The organism is Lysobacter sp. (assembly GCA_013141175.1).
Classification (GTDB): Bacteria; Pseudomonadota; Gammaproteobacteria; order Xanthomonadales; family Xanthomonadaceae; genus Lysobacter_I.
In genome coordinates this window covers 3,982,210-3,997,465 of record JABFRN010000001.1, presented here as the reverse complement: position 1 = coordinate 3,997,465, position 15,256 = coordinate 3,982,210, and the positions used below count along the sequence as shown (strand labels likewise).

Annotated in this window: 15 protein-coding genes and 1 pseudogene; 6 read left to right on the top strand and 10 right to left on the bottom strand. The window is 65.0% G+C overall.

The window, feature by feature from the left end:
• Positions 1–29: 29 nt before the first annotated feature.
• The 5 genes from HOP03_17395 to HOP03_17375 form a co-directional block, all read right to left on the bottom strand.
• A complete protein-coding gene (locus HOP03_17395; protein NOT89931.1) occupies positions 30–866 on the bottom strand; it encodes a DUF4097 family beta strand repeat protein in 837 nt (278 codons plus the stop codon).
• A gap of 188 nt (positions 867–1,054) precedes the next feature.
• Positions 1,055–2,053: an ABC transporter permease gene (locus tag HOP03_17390; protein ID NOT89930.1), complete on the bottom strand. Its 999-nt coding sequence runs from the start codon at positions 2,051–2,053 to the stop codon at positions 1,055–1,057.
• A gap of 26 nt (positions 2,054–2,079) precedes the next feature.
• Positions 2,080–2,958, bottom strand: a complete 879-nt coding sequence (locus tag HOP03_17385) for an ABC transporter ATP-binding protein (GenBank protein ID NOT89929.1) — start codon at positions 2,956–2,958, stop codon at positions 2,080–2,082.
• Complete coding sequence (locus HOP03_17380) at positions 2,955–3,326, bottom strand: GntR family transcriptional regulator (protein ID NOT89928.1); 372 nt, start codon at positions 3,324–3,326, stop codon at positions 2,955–2,957. Before HOP03_17380 ends, HOP03_17385 begins: the two co-directional genes overlap by 4 nt.
• 2 nt (positions 3,327–3,328) lie before the next feature.
• A complete protein-coding gene (locus tag HOP03_17375; protein ID NOT89927.1) occupies positions 3,329–3,586 on the bottom strand; it encodes a hypothetical protein in 258 nt (85 codons plus the stop codon).
• Positions 3,587–3,720: 134 nt separating this feature from the next.
• On the opposite strand from HOP03_17375, the gene HOP03_17370 reads away from it, so the two are divergent.
• The 6 genes from HOP03_17370 to HOP03_17345 all read left to right on the top strand — a co-directional run bounded on the left by HOP03_17370 (position 3,721) and on the right by HOP03_17345 (position 8,714).
• On the top strand, positions 3,721–4,299 hold the full coding sequence (locus HOP03_17370) for a glutathione peroxidase (GenBank protein ID NOT89926.1): 579 nt from the start codon (positions 3,721–3,723) through the stop codon (positions 4,297–4,299).
• 103 nt (positions 4,300–4,402) lie between these two features.
• Positions 4,403–5,362 (top strand): FKBP-type peptidyl-prolyl cis-trans isomerase, encoded by a 960-nt coding sequence (locus HOP03_17365; GenBank protein ID NOT89925.1) that lies wholly within the window; start codon positions 4,403–4,405, stop codon positions 5,360–5,362.
• Between the two features lie 76 nt (positions 5,363–5,438).
• A complete protein-coding gene (locus tag HOP03_17360) occupies positions 5,439–6,242 on the top strand; it encodes an FKBP-type peptidyl-prolyl cis-trans isomerase (protein NOT89924.1) in 804 nt (267 codons plus the stop codon).
• A gap of 94 nt (positions 6,243–6,336) precedes the next feature.
• Positions 6,337–7,683 carry a UDP-glucose/GDP-mannose dehydrogenase family protein gene (locus HOP03_17355; protein ID NOT89923.1) on the top strand — a complete coding sequence of 449 codons (1,347 nt, stop codon included), beginning with the start codon at positions 6,337–6,339 and terminating at the stop codon, positions 7,681–7,683.
• 1 nt (position 7,684) lies between these two features.
• Positions 7,685–7,915: a hypothetical protein gene (locus HOP03_17350; protein ID NOT89922.1), complete on the top strand. Its 231-nt coding sequence runs from the start codon at positions 7,685–7,687 to the stop codon at positions 7,913–7,915.
• A 52-nt stretch (positions 7,916–7,967) separates the two neighbouring features.
• Entirely contained in the window at positions 7,968–8,714 is a 747-nt protein-coding gene (locus HOP03_17345) for a DUF2058 family protein (GenBank protein ID NOT89921.1), read from the top strand.
• Between the two features lie 144 nt (positions 8,715–8,858).
• On the opposite strand, the gene HOP03_17340 is transcribed toward HOP03_17345, so the two are convergent.
• The 5 genes and pseudogenes from HOP03_17340 to HOP03_17320 form a co-directional block, all read right to left on the bottom strand.
• Positions 8,859–9,584 (bottom strand): hypothetical protein, encoded by a 726-nt coding sequence (locus HOP03_17340; GenBank protein ID NOT89920.1) that lies wholly within the window; start codon positions 9,582–9,584, stop codon positions 8,859–8,861.
• Positions 9,581–10,405, bottom strand: coding sequence for an alpha/beta hydrolase (locus HOP03_17335; GenBank protein ID NOT89919.1), 825 nt, complete (start codon positions 10,403–10,405; stop codon positions 9,581–9,583). The genes HOP03_17340 and HOP03_17335 overlap by 4 nt, the downstream gene beginning before the upstream one ends.
• 40 nt (positions 10,406–10,445) lie before the next feature.
• Positions 10,446–13,166 (bottom strand): methionine synthase, encoded by a 2,721-nt coding sequence (gene metH / locus HOP03_17330; protein ID NOT89918.1) that lies wholly within the window; start codon positions 13,164–13,166, stop codon positions 10,446–10,448.
• Positions 13,163–14,243: pseudogene (locus HOP03_17325) on the bottom strand (5-methyltetrahydrofolate--homocysteine methyltransferase). Before HOP03_17325 ends, metH begins: the two are co-directional and overlap by 4 nt.
• The gene (locus HOP03_17320; GenBank protein NOT89917.1) at positions 14,240–15,169 is read right to left on the bottom strand and encodes a metalloregulator ArsR/SmtB family transcription factor; all 930 of its coding nucleotides are present in this window, start codon (positions 15,167–15,169) and stop codon (positions 14,240–14,242) included. Before HOP03_17320 ends, HOP03_17325 begins: the two are co-directional and overlap by 4 nt.
• Positions 15,170–15,256: the final 87 nt, after the last annotated feature.

Sequence of the window (15,256 nt, the reverse complement as noted above, 5' to 3'; positions counted from 1 at the left end):
GTTTTCGGGGCCATCGCAGAGGCGACGGATCAATCGTCTTCAGGAACACGCACCTTTCCTTTCACATTGCGATGGCCCACGGATCCGCTGCCGACATGATCGACGATGAGATCGCCACCCACGCCGTTCGCTTCAAGATCGCCCGAACCGATGCGTTCCAGTTTCACGTTTCCGGCGATCGCGCTGAGCATGGCGTCGCCCGAACCGATCGAACCGATCGCGAGATCGCCTTGCACATCGGCGACGGAGAGATCGCCGGAGTTGATCTCGCCAACCCATGCGTCGCCGCGCACGTTGCGCGCACTCATGTCGCCGGAGCCGATCGAGACGACATGCAGGACACCGATATCGCTCGCATGGATGTCCCCGGAACCGACATCCGCATACAGCGCGCCGCGGATATGACGCGCTTCGAGGTCGCCGGAGCCGACATCGGCGCTCAGGGATGCAACGCCATCGATGACGGCATCGCCGGAGCCGACCTTGACCTGCGCCGCGATATTGTCGGGTATCGTGGCGGTCAATGTCAGATAGCTGTACGACTCGCCCGACCAGGAGCCTTTGCGCATCAGGCTGTTCCGTTCGGCACGCACGATCAGCTTGTCGCCATCGCGCAGTTGGGTGACCACGAGTTCGGCGAGGCGTTTGGTATCCGATGCGCAGGCCTTGCCACGGATCGTGCCCGACGGGCTCCTGTCGCCCTTCAGCGCCAGGGTGTGCGGGCCGATGTCGAATACCACCGTCTTGATGCCGCTCAGATTCAATTCCGCATCGCGATCAGCGGAATGTTCGCAGCGTTGCTCGGCGTGGGATGCGAAGGGAGCGGCGACCAGGGCGGCGGTCAACAGGATCGAAACGATGCGCATGGGACGTTCTCTCTCGATGATGATTGCAATGGAGTGGGGCGATGCTGCTTCGTCATGCTGTGTCCGTTTTCCGTCGGTGCCGTCCGTAGGCAGTGCCGGGTGGACTTCGATGCACCTGGCCAAGCCATCCGTGGCCTGGTCTCGGGGCGAATGCGAATTGGCGCATCGCCCGCGCGCAAGTTTCGTCCTCAGCCCTCGTCCCTCCAGCGACGCAGGCGGATCGCGAGGAAGATCATCGCGATTCCGGCTGCGACGCCCAGCCAAAGATCCATGGTGCCGACAGCGGACCAGCCGCTGAGGAGGTTGAAGTGCGTCGGGACATCGCTAGGCGCGCTCATCGTCACGATGCGTTCGGCGTCTACGGCATCGTTCGCGTACCAGGTGCCCGGCATCACGCTGGCCAGGCCGCGCAGCACCACGACATACCAGATCGGACCATGCGGGAAATCCACGCCGGAAATGGCGGAGAAGATGCCGCCGCTCATGCTGACCATCGCGCAGCCCAGCAGCGGCACCAGCACGGCCCACAGGAACGGGAAGCGGCGGGCCCAGGCAGAGCAGAGCATCAACCAGCCGACTGCCGGCAGCGCCCACAGCGCATAGAGCGGCAGGACCGCCAACACCTGGCCGATCACATGCAGCGGATGCGAGTCGGTGAAGAATGCGCTCGCGCCGCCGATACCGTTCAACGTGAGGGCGATGGCGGCCATGATCCAGATCACGATGCCGATAACGACGCCGATCAGCACCGCCATGACCGGGGCGAGGCACAGCGCCCATGCTGCTTTCGACAACACGACCTGGATGTCGGAAACCGGCAGCGACTTCCAGAACAACACGCTGCGGTCGCGGCGTTCGTCGTAGAGCGAGCCCAGCGCGTAGAAGAAGACGACAAAGACCATCACCAACAGCGCCAGTCCGATGCCGACCAGCAGCAGCGCATCGCCGGCCGTGCCGAAGGGGTGGGGGCCGGTACCGTCCCACTGCATCGAATCGCCGTGGAGATTGCTTTTGTTCAGCACGATCGAGCCGCCGATCATCGCGATCAGGGCGAACGTGCAGGCGATGATGCCGGTGACGATCGGCGCCCAGAAAAAGCCGCCTTTGTTTTCCCAGAATTCGCGCCTGAGCAGCAGCTTGAACTTGCTGCCGAACCTGAAGGCGTTGGCCGCGGCATGCGCTTGCATGGCGGTGGGTTCTTGAATGGAGGCGTTCATGCGTAGGTCCCCTTCATGGTGGCGACGAACAGATCGGCGAGGCCGGGGATGCGGATTTCTCCGAACGAAGCGAGCTGCTGTTGCGGTACGCCGTCGAACAGCATTACGGTTTTTCCGAACGGAAGGGCACGCTCGTCGATCGGTTTCAGCGCACGCGCTTCCTCGGTCCGGTCGGCGTTGAGCAGCACTTCGACGAAGCGGTCGCCGAGGTTCTCCATCGTCGCGTCGAGCACGATCTTGCCGTTCTGGATGAACATCACGTCGGTGAGGATGTGCTCGATCTCTTCGACCTGGTGGGTGGTGATGATGATCGTTTTCTGCTCATCGAAATAATCCTCGAGCAGGCGCTGGTAGAACTGTTTTCGATAGAGGATATCCAGACCGAGGGTCGGCTCGTCCAGCACCAGCAGTTTCGCGTCGATCGCCATGACCAGCGCCAGATGCAACTGCACGATCATGCCCTTGGACATTTCGCGCACCCGCATCTTGGGATTCAGCTGGGTGTTGGCGAGGAAGCGCTCGCATTTGGCGCGATCGAAGCGCGGATGGACGCCAGCGACGAACTCGATGGCTTCGCTGACCCGGATCCAGCGCGGCAGCACGGCGACATCGGCGATGAAGCAGACGTCGTTCATCAGATCGTCGCGCTGGGTGCGCGGGTCGCGGCCGAGGACGTCCAGTTCGCCATCGAACGGAATCAGCCCGAGAACGGCCTTCAGTGCGGTGGTCTTGCCGGCGCCGTTCGGGCCGATCAGGCCGATGATCTTGCCGGCGCCGATCTCGAAGCTGGTGCCGTCGAGCGCGAGCTTGTTCCTGTATGCCTTGCGCAGGCTGCGTGCGGAGATCACCGGAGGATTCGAAGCGATGGCGTTCATGCGTCACCTCCATTGCGGACCGGTTGCAGCAGTTCCTGCATGCTCAGGCCCAGGCGTTGGATGCGCTCCAGCACCAGGGGCCATTCTTCGCGCAGGAAACGGTCGCGTTCGCTGCCCAGCAGTTTCTTCGCGGCTTCTTCGGTGACGTACATGCCCAGTCCTCTGCGTTTCTCGACAAGTGCCTCGTCCGCCAGTTCCTGATAGGCGCGCGAGACGGTAATGGGGTTCAACTGGTACTCGGCGGCCACTTGGCGCACCGACGGCAGGGCATCGCCCGGCTTCAACAAGCCGTCCAGCATCATCGCGATGACCCGGTCTTTCAGTTGACGATAAATGGGAGCGCCGTCGCTCCACTGGATGGCGGTCATGGTCAGCTCCTGTTGCCGCGGCGCAGACCCTGCGCGAACGAGAAGAAAGGAAGCGCCATCGCATTTCGGGCCTGTGCCCGGCGATGGCGACGATACGCGGTGGTGGCGTCCGCCTGGATTTCGGTCGCAGCCGGGGCTGCTTCTGGATGCGCCGTGAGACGGCCGGGGGCGGGGGCCGGGACGGCCAGAATCAGGCCGGCGGTGAGCAGGCCCAGCGCGATGCCGAGGGCGCGTACCGAATGGATCAGCTTGCGGTGCATGGCCAGCTCCTGTTCTTGTTGAGTGGTGTTGTATTCAACTATAACACCAAAACACGTCCGGTCAAGCCCTTGGGAAACCATTTCGACCCAACTGAAGTCATACTCCCGCCTCATTTACCCGCCGGAACCTTCAAATGCCCAGATTGCTGGCCAAATTGCTCGTGATTGCAGCCCTTGCGGGGTTGTCCGCCGTGGTGCTTGCCGCAGGCGGCAGCCTGCTGGACCACGCCTATCGTCCGCTCGCCGGTAAAACCCCGGTCAATCTCGACAAGGCCTATCGCGGCCAGGTGCTGCTGGTGGTGAATACCGCGAGCAAATGCGGTTTCACCCCGCAATTCGAGGCATTGGAGGGTCTGCATGCGCGTTACAAGGCCCGTGGCTTTGCGGTGCTGGGTTTCCCGTCGGGCGATTTCATGGCCCAGGAATTCACCGACGAAAAGAAGATCCAGGAGTTCTGCACGCTGACCTATGGCGTGAAATTTCCGATGTTCCAGAAGGTCCATGTCAAAGGCGACGAGGCCACGCCGTTCTACAAAGCGCTGGCCAAAGCCACCGGAGAGGCGCCGAAATGGAATTTCCACAAATATCTGATCGGTCGCGACGGCAAGGTCGTGGCCAATTTCGGCAGCCGGACCAGGCCGGATGCGCCCGAGGTGATCGCCGCGATCGAGGCCGCCCTGCGCCAGCCCGCACCGAAGAATGCGGGGCAGTGATCAAGGTGATTGCCCGCGCCCGCGTCGGCCGCGACAATACCGGCCCGGCGAAAAGCGTTCCGCCGCCGATCGCCACTTCGGCCCCCTTATTCTGGAGACATCGATGAGTGCTCGTTTTCGCGGCCTGGCCGCATGGATGGCGGCAGCGACGCTGTTGGTCGCGGCATCTGCGCAAGCGCAGAACACTGCCGCGCAGACCGCGTCCGCACCGACGACGGATCGCGAAAAAGTCAGTTACATGATCGGCGCCGATGTCGGCCGTTCGATTTCGGCGGTCGGTCCGGATCTCGATCTCGCCGCGTTCGAGCGCGCGGTCAAGAACGCATTCGCAGGCGGCAAGCCGCTGTTGACGGATGAGGAATCGCGCACCGTCGGCAGCGCCCTGATGCAGCGCATCGGCGAGCGTACCGGCAAGTCCGCTCCGGGTGTCGCACCCGGCACCAAGCCGCCGGCAGTGGCGAAGGACAAAGTCGGCTTCATGATCGGTACCGACGTGGGCCGCTCGCTCGCACCGATCAAGGACGAGATCGATCTGCCGGTGTTCCTGCAGGCGATGCGCACGCTGATGGCGTCCGGCAAGTCGCTGATGACCGATGCGGACATGGACCAGGTGCGCGAAGCGTTCTCCAAGCGCATGCAGGCCCGCGAGGAAGCCCGCCTGGCCGACGCCGCGCGCAAGAATCTGGAGGATGGCACCGCCTTCCTCACGAAGAACAAGACGGTCAAGGGCGTGATCGCTACCGCGTCCGGGCTGCAGTACATGGTGCTGCGCCAAGGGACTGGCGCGCGTCCGCGTCCGAGCGATCAGGTCCGGGTGAACTATCAGGGCACGCTGCTCGACGGCACCGTGTTCGACAGTTCCTATGAGCGCGGCCAACCGGCCGAATTCGCGCTGAACCAGGTGATCGCCGGTTGGACCGAGGGCGTCGCGCTGATGCCGGTCGGCGCCAAGTACCGTTTCTGGATTCCGGCGTCGATCGCCTACGGCGAACGCGGCAGCCCGCCCAGCATCGGCCCCAACGCGACCCTCGTGTTCGACGTCGAACTGCTCGACGTGCTTTGATCCATATCCCCCAGACCATCCCCCGCTTTATTTCCGTGCCGCACCGGCGGCGCGTACCCACCAGGAGCCCTGTTAGATGAAACTCTCGCGTAACCTGACCCTCGCCGTGGCCACGGCCTCGTGCGCCCTGGCGCTGGCCGCCTGCAAACCGATCGACAAGGATGCCGCCGCTGGCGACGCGAAGGCCGATGAAGCCGGCAAGAAGACCGACGGCGCCGACAAGATCGAAGGCCTGCCGACCGAGAAGCACCAGGTCAGCTACATGATCGGCATGGATATCGGCAAATCGCTCAAGCCGATGAAAGACGAAGTCGATATGGCCACGCTGCAGCGCGCGATCAACGACGTGTTCGGCGACAAGAAGCCGCTGTTGAACGACGAGCAGGCGGCGAAGGTCATGCAGGGCTTCGCCCAGAAGATGCAGGCCAAGCAGCAGGAAGAAATGGCCAAGAAGCAGGCCGAGATGGAAGCGCTGGGCAAGAAGAACATCGCTGCCGAAGCGACCTTCCTGGCCGACAACGGCAAGAAGCCGGGCGTGACCACCACCGCATCGGGTCTTCAGTACCAGATCATCACCGCAGGCAAGGGCGGCCCGAAGCCGAAGGCCTCCGATTCGGTCAAGGTCCATTACACCGGCACCCTGCTCGACGGCACCAAGTTCGACAGTTCCTACGATCGCAAGGAGCCGGCGCAGTTCGTGCTCAATTCGGTGGTGCCGGGTTGGACCGAAGCGCTGCAGCTGATGCCGGTGGGCAGCAAGTACAAGCTGTGGATTCCGGCCAAGCTCGGCTACGGCGCCGAAGGCACGCCGGGCGGCCCGATCCCGCCGAACAGCACCCTGGTGTTCGAAGTCGAGCTGCTCGAGATCGTCAAGCAGTAATCGACAAGCAGTAACCTGCTTGTCGGCATGACCATGCGATGCGCCGCCTGCATGGGCGGCGCATCGTCGAATTGAAGATCACTGCGAGGCCCGCATGCGCGTCACCATCTTCGGCACCGGCTATGTCGGTCTGGTCACCGGAACCTGTCTCGCCGAAGTCGGGCACGAAGTGGTTTGCGTCGATATCGACGCCGCCAAGATCGATGGCCTGTGTCGCGGCATCATCCCGATCTACGAGCCCGGCCTGGAACCGATGGTCAAGGCGAACCATGCCGAGGGCCGTCTCGAATTCACCACCGATGCCGCCAAGGCAATCGCGCACGGCGACGTGATCTTCATCGCTGTCGGTACGCCGCCCGACGAGGACGGCAGCGCCGATCTGCAGTACGTGCTCGCGGTGGCGAACACGATCGGCACGCATCTGCAGCGCCCGGCCGTCGTCGTGGACAAATCCACCGTACCGGTGGGCACCGCCGACAAGGTCGGCGCGACGATCGCGTCGGCGATGGCTGCGCGCGGCGCGGATGTGGCCTACGACGTCGTCTCCAATCCCGAATTCCTGAAAGAAGGCGCGGCGGTCGAAGACTGCATGCGTCCGGATCGTATCGTGATCGGCGCCGACAGCGCGGTCGCGATCGAGAAACTCAAGCGGTTGTACGCGCCGTTCAATCGCAACCACGAGCGCATCGTGGTGATGGACGTGCGTTCGGCCGAGTTGACCAAGTACGCCGCGAACGCGATGCTGGCGACCAAGATCAGCTTCATGAACGAGATCGCCAATATCGCCGAGAAAGTCGGCGCCGATATCGAAATGGTGCGGCAGGGCATCGGTTCCGATCCGCGCATCGGCTGGCATTTCATCTATCCGGGCGCCGGTTACGGCGGCTCGTGTTTTCCGAAAGATGTGCAGGCATTGGCGCGCACCGCGCAGCAGAACGGCTATCGCGCCGAATTGCTGGACGCGGTGGAATCGGTCAACCACCGCCAGAAAGCGCATCTGTTCGAGCTGATCGTCCGCCACTACGGCGGCGAAGCGGCGCTTCGCGGCAAGACCTTCGCGGTGTGGGGCCTGGCGTTCAAGCCGAATACCGACGATATGCGCGAAGCCTCCAGCCGTCGCCTGCTGCAACTGCTCTGGGATGCCGGCGCCAAGGTGCGCGCGTTCGATCCCGAAGCCACCCACGAGGCGCAGCGCATCTTCGGCGAGCGCGACGACCTGACCCTGTGCGAACACGCACCCGACGCACTGCAGGGCGCCGACGCGCTGGTGGTGGTGACCGAATGGAAACAATTCCGCAGCCCGGATTTCGCCAAGCTGCAGCGCACGCTCAAGGATGCGGTGGTGTTCGACGGACGCAATCTGTACGACCCGGCCGACATCGAAGCCAGTGGCGTGGCCTATTACGGCATCGGGCGCGGTCGCTCGATCCGGGCGCATTGAGATGACCGCCGCGCAGGACACGGATGCGCTGCAGGGACGCGTCGTCGAACTGGAAACGCGCCTGGCGTTCCAGGAACACGCGATGGCGGAACTCAGCGACGCGCTCGCCGAACTGCGCAATGAAGCCGCGCGCAGCGCCGATCTGCTGCGCCGCGTGCTCGAGGAAGTCAAACTCCATCGTGGCGATCTGATGGCCGATCCGGCCGAAGAGCCGCCCCCGCCGCACTACTGATCCGACGACTTCGAGCACGCCGACATGAGTACGCTGACATGAGCACGCTGTGATGAGTGATTCCCTTCGCGACCAGCTGCTGGGCCTGGGCTTCAAGCCTGCACCGAAACCCGAGAAGCCGCCGGCGCGCCCGGCCCAGGAGCATCACCGTCGCGATCCGGCTGCGGGCGCGAATCCGCGCGCGCATCAGGCTGCGAAGCCCGGTGCGAAACCCGGTTCCAGACCGGCGGACGGTCATCCGCGCCGCGACCGCCCGCGTTCCGGACCGGGCGTGCAGCCGCAAACCGCGCAACCGCAGACAGCACGCCCGCAAACAGGGCGTCCGCAGAATGCGGGCGTGCAGCCGCAAGGGCGCAAGCCGCCGCGCACCCAGGAAGAGATGGATCTGGCCAAGGCCTACGCCATCCGCGCCCAGCGCGAGAAGGAAGAACGGATCGAAGCCGAGCGCGTGAAACAGGAAGAAGCGCGGCTGCGTCGCGAAGCCAAGGCGAAACTGGCCGAACTCCTCAAGGACAAGGGCCTGAACGACCCGGCGGCGGATATCGCCCGCCATTTCGAATACGGCACCAGGATCAAGCGCATCTACGTCAACGCCGATCAATTGAAAGCGCTCAACGCGGGCGAATTGGGCGTGGTCCAGCTCGACGGACGTTATCTGCTGGTCACGGTGGACGTGCTGGCGCAGGCCGAGGCGCTGTTCGCGCAGGCGGTAGCGTTGAAAGTCGACCCGAACGCACCGGCCGGCGACGACCCGTACGCCGATCCGCAATACCAGGTGCCCGACGATCTGGTCTGGTGATGGTGCAGGAGAGATTGTAGGAGGGGCTGACCAGCCATCCGGCTGTTGAAAACCGGCCCCGGTCTCTACTTCCCATCCGTAACCGCCTCGGCCACCACAACCGGTATTCAGGCGTAGACCCGGCGCGACCGGCTTTCATGGGGCTCAATCAAACAGCTCATCCACCGGCGTCGCCAACAACGCTTCGGCGTTGTGCGCGAATTCGCGCAGCCGCGAGACGCCCAGGTCCCGCACCAGCCGATGCGCGCGATGCGGCAGCGGCGAGTCGGCGATATCGTGCGGCGCCAGGTTCTTGCCCGACACGCCCGGCAGCAGATGGATGCCCGCTGCGGCGTAGCAGTGCTGGACCATCGCCGAACAGTACAGCGCGCCTTCCTTCGCGAGCAGATTGTCGCGCTTGCGCAGACGACGGCTGTGCATCGCGAACATCGTGCCGATGAGTTCGCTCAGCGAATAACTGGTCAGGCCCGAGAGCAGGTCCAGCCCGGCGGTCACGACCCGGCGGGTCTGCGCATCGTCGAGCCCGAAATCCAGCACCGCGATGTTCGGGAACGCTTCGGCGTCGAAATAACGCTCGATGCGGTTCTCCTGCACGCCGAGCCGCATCTGTTTGTAGCGCAGGTCCAGGTCCGATTCGATCACCCACCATTGGCCGTCGCTGCGGCGTTCGCTGAAGAGGAAGGCATGCGACCAGAAGCTGCGGTGGCCATCGCGGGTCAATGGCGCCTGCGCCTTGCGGATCAGGTCGCTGATCACGTCGCCGCCCGAGACCAGGCCGATCCGGCCGGGCGCGGCATGGCGGAGCAGGAAATCGGCGTTGCCGGTGGTGCTGCCGCTTTCGTCGGTACTGTCGTCGCTGTCGTCGCTCATTCCGATTCTCCAGTATTCATTGTCTTGCCCATCGTATCGATGGCCGCACGGATCAGTCGCGCGGTTTCGTCCGGCGCTTCCATCGGAAACAGATGGCTGCCCTCGGTCCAGGCGAAACGCGGACCGACCAGCGCCCGGGTCGCGCCCAGGCCGATGTGGCGCAGTTCGCGCGACTGGCGTCCGCCGATGAACGCGGCCGGCACGTCGAGTGTCGACGCTGCGGCGGCGACGCGCGCGGTCGGCAGCGAGCGGTAGATACGGTATTCGACGCCGCGATCGAACAGCAGCGTGCGCTCGCCGCGACCGTCGGGCACGGTGCAATGGTCGGCATAGTCGCGCAGCACGCGCGGGTCCCAGCGCGCGAACACCGCTTTGGCGGCGTAATGCGCGTGCGCCGCGTCGGCGTCGGGCCAGTGCTGGCGGCGCTGCAGGGTCTGCTGCAGCGGCATCACCAGCCGGTCGAGGCCCATCATCCGTCCCAGCCGCAGCGCACCTGCCGTGACCCCGGAGATCAGCGGCGAATCCAGCAGGACGATGCCCGCGACGCGGGTCTGCAGGCGCTGTGCGGCCAATACGCTGAGATAGCCGCCCAGCGAATGCCCGACCAGCCAGGTCCTGCCGCCGTGAGCAGGCTGTGCGTGGACGAATTCGACCAGTTCATCGACCAGATACGGCCAGCCGGTGGTGACCGGGCGGCTGGGATCGTGGCCGAAGCGCAGCATGCCGATGCCGTCGAACTCCGGGCGCAGCGCCTCCAGCAGCCGGCGATACACCGGCAGCGGAAAACCGTTGGCGTGGGAGAAGACGAGTCTGTCGGTCAAGAGGGACAATCCGGAGGCGGACTGCGCATCCGCCGCCCGTTCACTCCGGATCGTAATCCAGATTAGACGCGAGCCAGCGTTCGGCCTGGGCGAAGGCCACACCCTTGCGCTTCGCGTAGTCCTCGACCTGTTCCTTCGAGACCCGGCCGACCACGAAGTACTGGCTGTCGGGATGGCTGAAGTAGTAGCCGGACACCGCTGCGGTCGGCAGCATCGCGAAGCTTTCGGTCAGCGACATGCCGGCATGGACGGGTGCATCGAGCAGATCGAACAGCGTGCCTTTCTCGCTGTGTTCGGGACAGGCCGGATACCCCGGGGCAGGGCGGATGCCGCGATAGCGCTCGGCGATCAGCGCAGTGTTGTCGAGCGTTTCGTCGCTGGCGAAGCCCCAGAATTCCTTGCGCACGCGCTGGTGCAGACGCTCGGCGAAGGCTTCGGCGAGGCGGTCGGCCAGCGACTTCAGCAGGATCGCGTTGTAGTCGTCGTGATCGGCCTCGAAGCGGGCCACGTGGGCGTCGATGCCGATGCCCGTGGTCACCGCGAACGCGCCGATCCAGTCCTGCCTGCCGCTGTCCTGCGGGACGATGAAATCGGCGAGGCAGAAATCCGGCCGGTCGACGGGTTTGTCGACCTGCTGGCGCAGGAAGTGCAGCGTCTGCGCGCCGCCATCGCCGAGCTTGACGACGACGTCATCCCCAACGCTGTTCGCCGGCCACAGCCCGAACACGCCCTTCGCGGTCAGCCATCGTTCGTCGACGATGCGCTTGAGCATCGTCCGCGCATCGCGGAACAGCTCGCGCGCCTGCGTGCCGACGACGGCGTCGTCGAGGATCGCCGGATATTTTCCGGCCAGTTCCCAGGTGTTGAAGAACGGCGTCCAGTCGATGTATTCGACCAGTTCCGCCAAAGGATAGTCGTCGAACACGGTCAGGCCCGGCTGCTTCGGTACGGGCGGCGCGTAATCGGCCCAGCCGCCGTCGAAACGCTGCGCGCGCGCCTTGGCCAGGGACACCAGGCGCTTGGCGTCGCCGCGATGTTTGTGGCGCTCGCGGATCTCGGCGTAATCGCTGTCGTTGGCGGCGACGAAGGCCTCGCGCAGTTCCTTCGAGATCAGCGACTGCGCGACGCCCACGGCGCGCGAGGCGTCCTTCACCCACACGGTCGGCGATTTGTAGTGCGGGTCGATCTTCAACGCGGTGTGCGCGCGCGAGGTGGTGGCGCCGCCGATCATCAGCGGCATGGTCAGGCCCTGGCGCTGCATTTCGCGGGCGACGTGGGTCATTTCCTCCAGCGACGGCGTGATCAGGCCGGACAGGCCGATCAGGTCCGCATTCTCCTCGCGGGCGCGGTCCAGGATGATCTGCGCCGGCACCATCACGCCCAGATCGATCACCTCGAAATTGTTGCAGGCCAACACCACGCCGACGATGTTCTTGCCGATGTCGTGCACGTCGCCCTTCACCGTCGCCATGATGATCTTGCCGTTGTTCTTGCCGGCGTCGCCGGTGCGCAGCTTTTCGGCCTCGATGTAGGGCAGCAGATGCGCGACCGCTTTTTTCATCACCCGCGCCGATTTCACCACCTGCGGCAGGAACATCTTGCCGGCGCCGAACAGATCGCCGACCACGTTCATGCCTGACATCAGCGGACCTTCGATGACATCGAGCGGGCGCGAGGATTGCGCGCGCGCTTCTTCGGTATCGGTTTCGATGTACTGGTCGATGCCGTGGACCAGCGCGTGCGACAGCCGCTCACCCACCGGTTTGTCGCGCCAGCGCAGGTCCTCGACGCGTTTCTCGCCCTTCTTGCCCTTGAAGCGGTCGGCGATGTCCAGCAGGCGTTCGGTCGAATCCGCGCGCCGGTTGAGCACCACATCCTCGACGCGTTCGCGCAGATCGGCTTCCAGATCGTCGTACAGCGGCAGCGCGCCGGCGTTGACGATGCCCATGTCCATGCCGGCCTTGATGGCGTGGTACAGAAAGACCACGTGAATGGCCTGGCGCACCGCTTCGTTGCCGCGGAACGAGAACGAGACGTTGGAGACGCCGCCGGAAACATGGCTCAGCGGGAAGCGGCGCTTGAGTTCGCGCGCAGCCTCGATGAAGGCGACCGCGTAATCGTTGTGTTCCTCGATGCCGGTCGCGACCGCGAACACGTTCGGGTCGAAGATGATGTCTTCCGGCGGAAAGCCGATCGTCCCGGTCAGCAGCGCGTAGGCGCGCGAGCAGATATCGACCTTGCGCGCGATGGTGTCGGCCTGGCCCTGTTCGTCGAAGGCCATGACCACCACCGCCGCGCCGTAGCGGCGCACCAGCCGCGCCTGGCGCAGGAATTCGGCTTCGCCTTCCTTCATCGAGATCGAATTGACGATGCCTTTGCCCTGCAGGCATTTCAGGCCGGCTTCAATGACGCTGAACTTCGAACTGTCCACCATCACCGGAATGCGCGCGATGTCGGGCTCGGCGGCGATCAGGTTCAGGTAATCGACCATCGCCTTTTCGGAATCGAGCATGCCCTCGTCCATGTTGACGTCGAGCACCTGTGCGCCGTTTTCCACCTGCTGGCGCGCAACGACCACGGCTTCGTCGAAGCGGCCTTCGAGGATCAACTTCTTGAATTGCGCCGAGCCGGTGACATTGGTGCGTTCGCCGACGTTGACGAAGTTCGTTTCCGGGGTGATCACCAGCGGTTCCAGACCGCTCAGCCGGGTGTAGCGGATCGCGGTGTCTGCGGCGTCTGCGGTGTCTACGGTCGTCGTCATGCGGCTTCGGCTTCGTTGGTCGAGGGCAGCGCCCGTGGCGGCAGTCCGGCCACTGCATCGCCGATCGCACGGATATGCGCCGGCGTGGTGCCGCAGCAGCCGCCGACGATGTTGAGCAGGCCGGCCTCGGCGAATTCGTGCAGGACAGCGGCCATGTCTTCTGGGCTTTCGTCGTAGCCGCCGAATGCGTTGGGCAGTCCGGCGTTGGGATGCGTGCTGACGCGGGCGTCGGCGATCTGGGCGAGGATATCGACGTGCGCGCGCAGGTCCTTCGCGCCGAGCGCGCAGTTCAGGCCGATCGACAGCGGTCGCGCATGGCGCAGCGAATACCAGAAGGCTTCGGCGGTCTGTCCGGACAGGGTGCGGCCGGAGGCGTCGGTGATCGTGCCGGAAATCATGATCGGCAGGCGCGCGCCGCGCGCGTCGAAGGCTTCTTCGATCGCGAACAATGCGGCCTTGGCGTTGAGCGTATCGAAAATGGTTTCGACCATGATCGCATCGGCGCCGCCGTCGATCAGGCCGTCGGTGGCTTCGCGATAGGCCACGCGCAGTTCATCGAAGGAGATCGCGCGGAATCCCGGGCGATTCACGTCCGGGCTGATCGACGCGGTGCGGCTGGTCGGTCCCAGTACGCCGATGACGAAGCGCGGTTTGTCGGGGGTGGCGGCTTCGACGGCGTCGCAGGCTTCGCGCGCGAGCCGTGCGCCGGTTTCGTTCAACTCGCGGGCCAGGTGCTCCAGGCCGTAGTCGGCCAGCGAGATCGTGGTCGAATTGAAGGTGTTGGTTTCGATCAGGTCGGCGCCGGCGGCCAGGTACTCGCCGTGGATCTCGCGGATCACGTCGGGCCGCGTCATCACCAGCAGGTCGTTGTTGCCCTTCAGGTCGCGTGCGCAGCCGCAGTCGGCGCCATGCGCGTGATCGGCGGAAGCCTGGGCATCGAAACCCGCCTCGAAGCGGTCGCCGCTTGTAGCGCTGGATCATGGTGCCCATCGCCCCGTCGAGCACAAGAATCCGGGCAGCCAGGGCGGCTTCGAGTTTGGCGACGCGCTCGGGCGCGAGCCAGGGCAAGGTGGTCATGGCTTTCGTCCGATGATGGAAATGACTTCGAAATGCGGTGGGCGTTTTTCGCGGGTGACGGTTTCGGATGTGGCGATCTCCAGCCCCGCCTGCACGACGAATGCACGCAGCGCCTTGTCGGCGAAACCCAGATTGACGTGCCCGTATGCCTCGACCGCTGCGCGGTGCGGGTGTTCGGCGAGACTGCACAGCAGCAATCGGCCGCCCGGGCGCAGCACGCGCGCGGCTTCGGCAACGGCGACCGCAGGCTTCGTGGAATAGGTCAGCGCATGCATCAGCACCACCAGATCGAAGTGGTCGTCGGCGAACGGCAGTGCGTGCATGTCGCCTTCGCGGACCTGGACGTTCGCGAAGCGGCGCAGGCGTTCGGTGGCGGCGTTGACCACGCGCGCGCTGGCGTCGATGCAGATGTATTCGCGGGCGTGCGGCGCCAGCAGTTCGGCCAGCACGCCATCGCCGGACGCGATATCCAGCACGTGCCCGGGCGCCAGCAGCGGCAGCGCCGAGCGCGCCAGCGCTTCCCAGGTACGGCCGGGCGAGTAGTGGCGCTCCATGTCGCCGGCCACGCTGTCGGCCCAGTTGGCGTCGGCGGCACGCGCGGCGAGCACGCCGGGAATGCGTTCGGCATCCTGGCGCAGCAGCGGGTCGTCGCTGCCTTCGCGCAGAGCCCGCCACAGCGCGCGCTGCGCGGGATCGAGCGCGGCCTCGTCGAAACGGTAATAGGCGGAGACCCCCGCGCGACGGTCGCGGACCAGCCCGGCCTCCTTCAGCCGCGCGAGATGCGTGGAGACGCGCGGCTGCGCCAGCCGGGTGATCGATGACAGCTCGGCGACTGTCAGCTCTTCGTGTTCCAGCAGTGCCAGCAGGCGCACGCGGGTGGCGTCGGCCAGCACTTTGAGGCGTGCCGACCAGGCTTCGAGATCCATCATATCTTCCCATCGCGATATAAAGATAATTGTGTGCGCTGGGGCTGGGATGGTCAAGCACGCCGGGGTCGGGAGGCGCGCACGGCG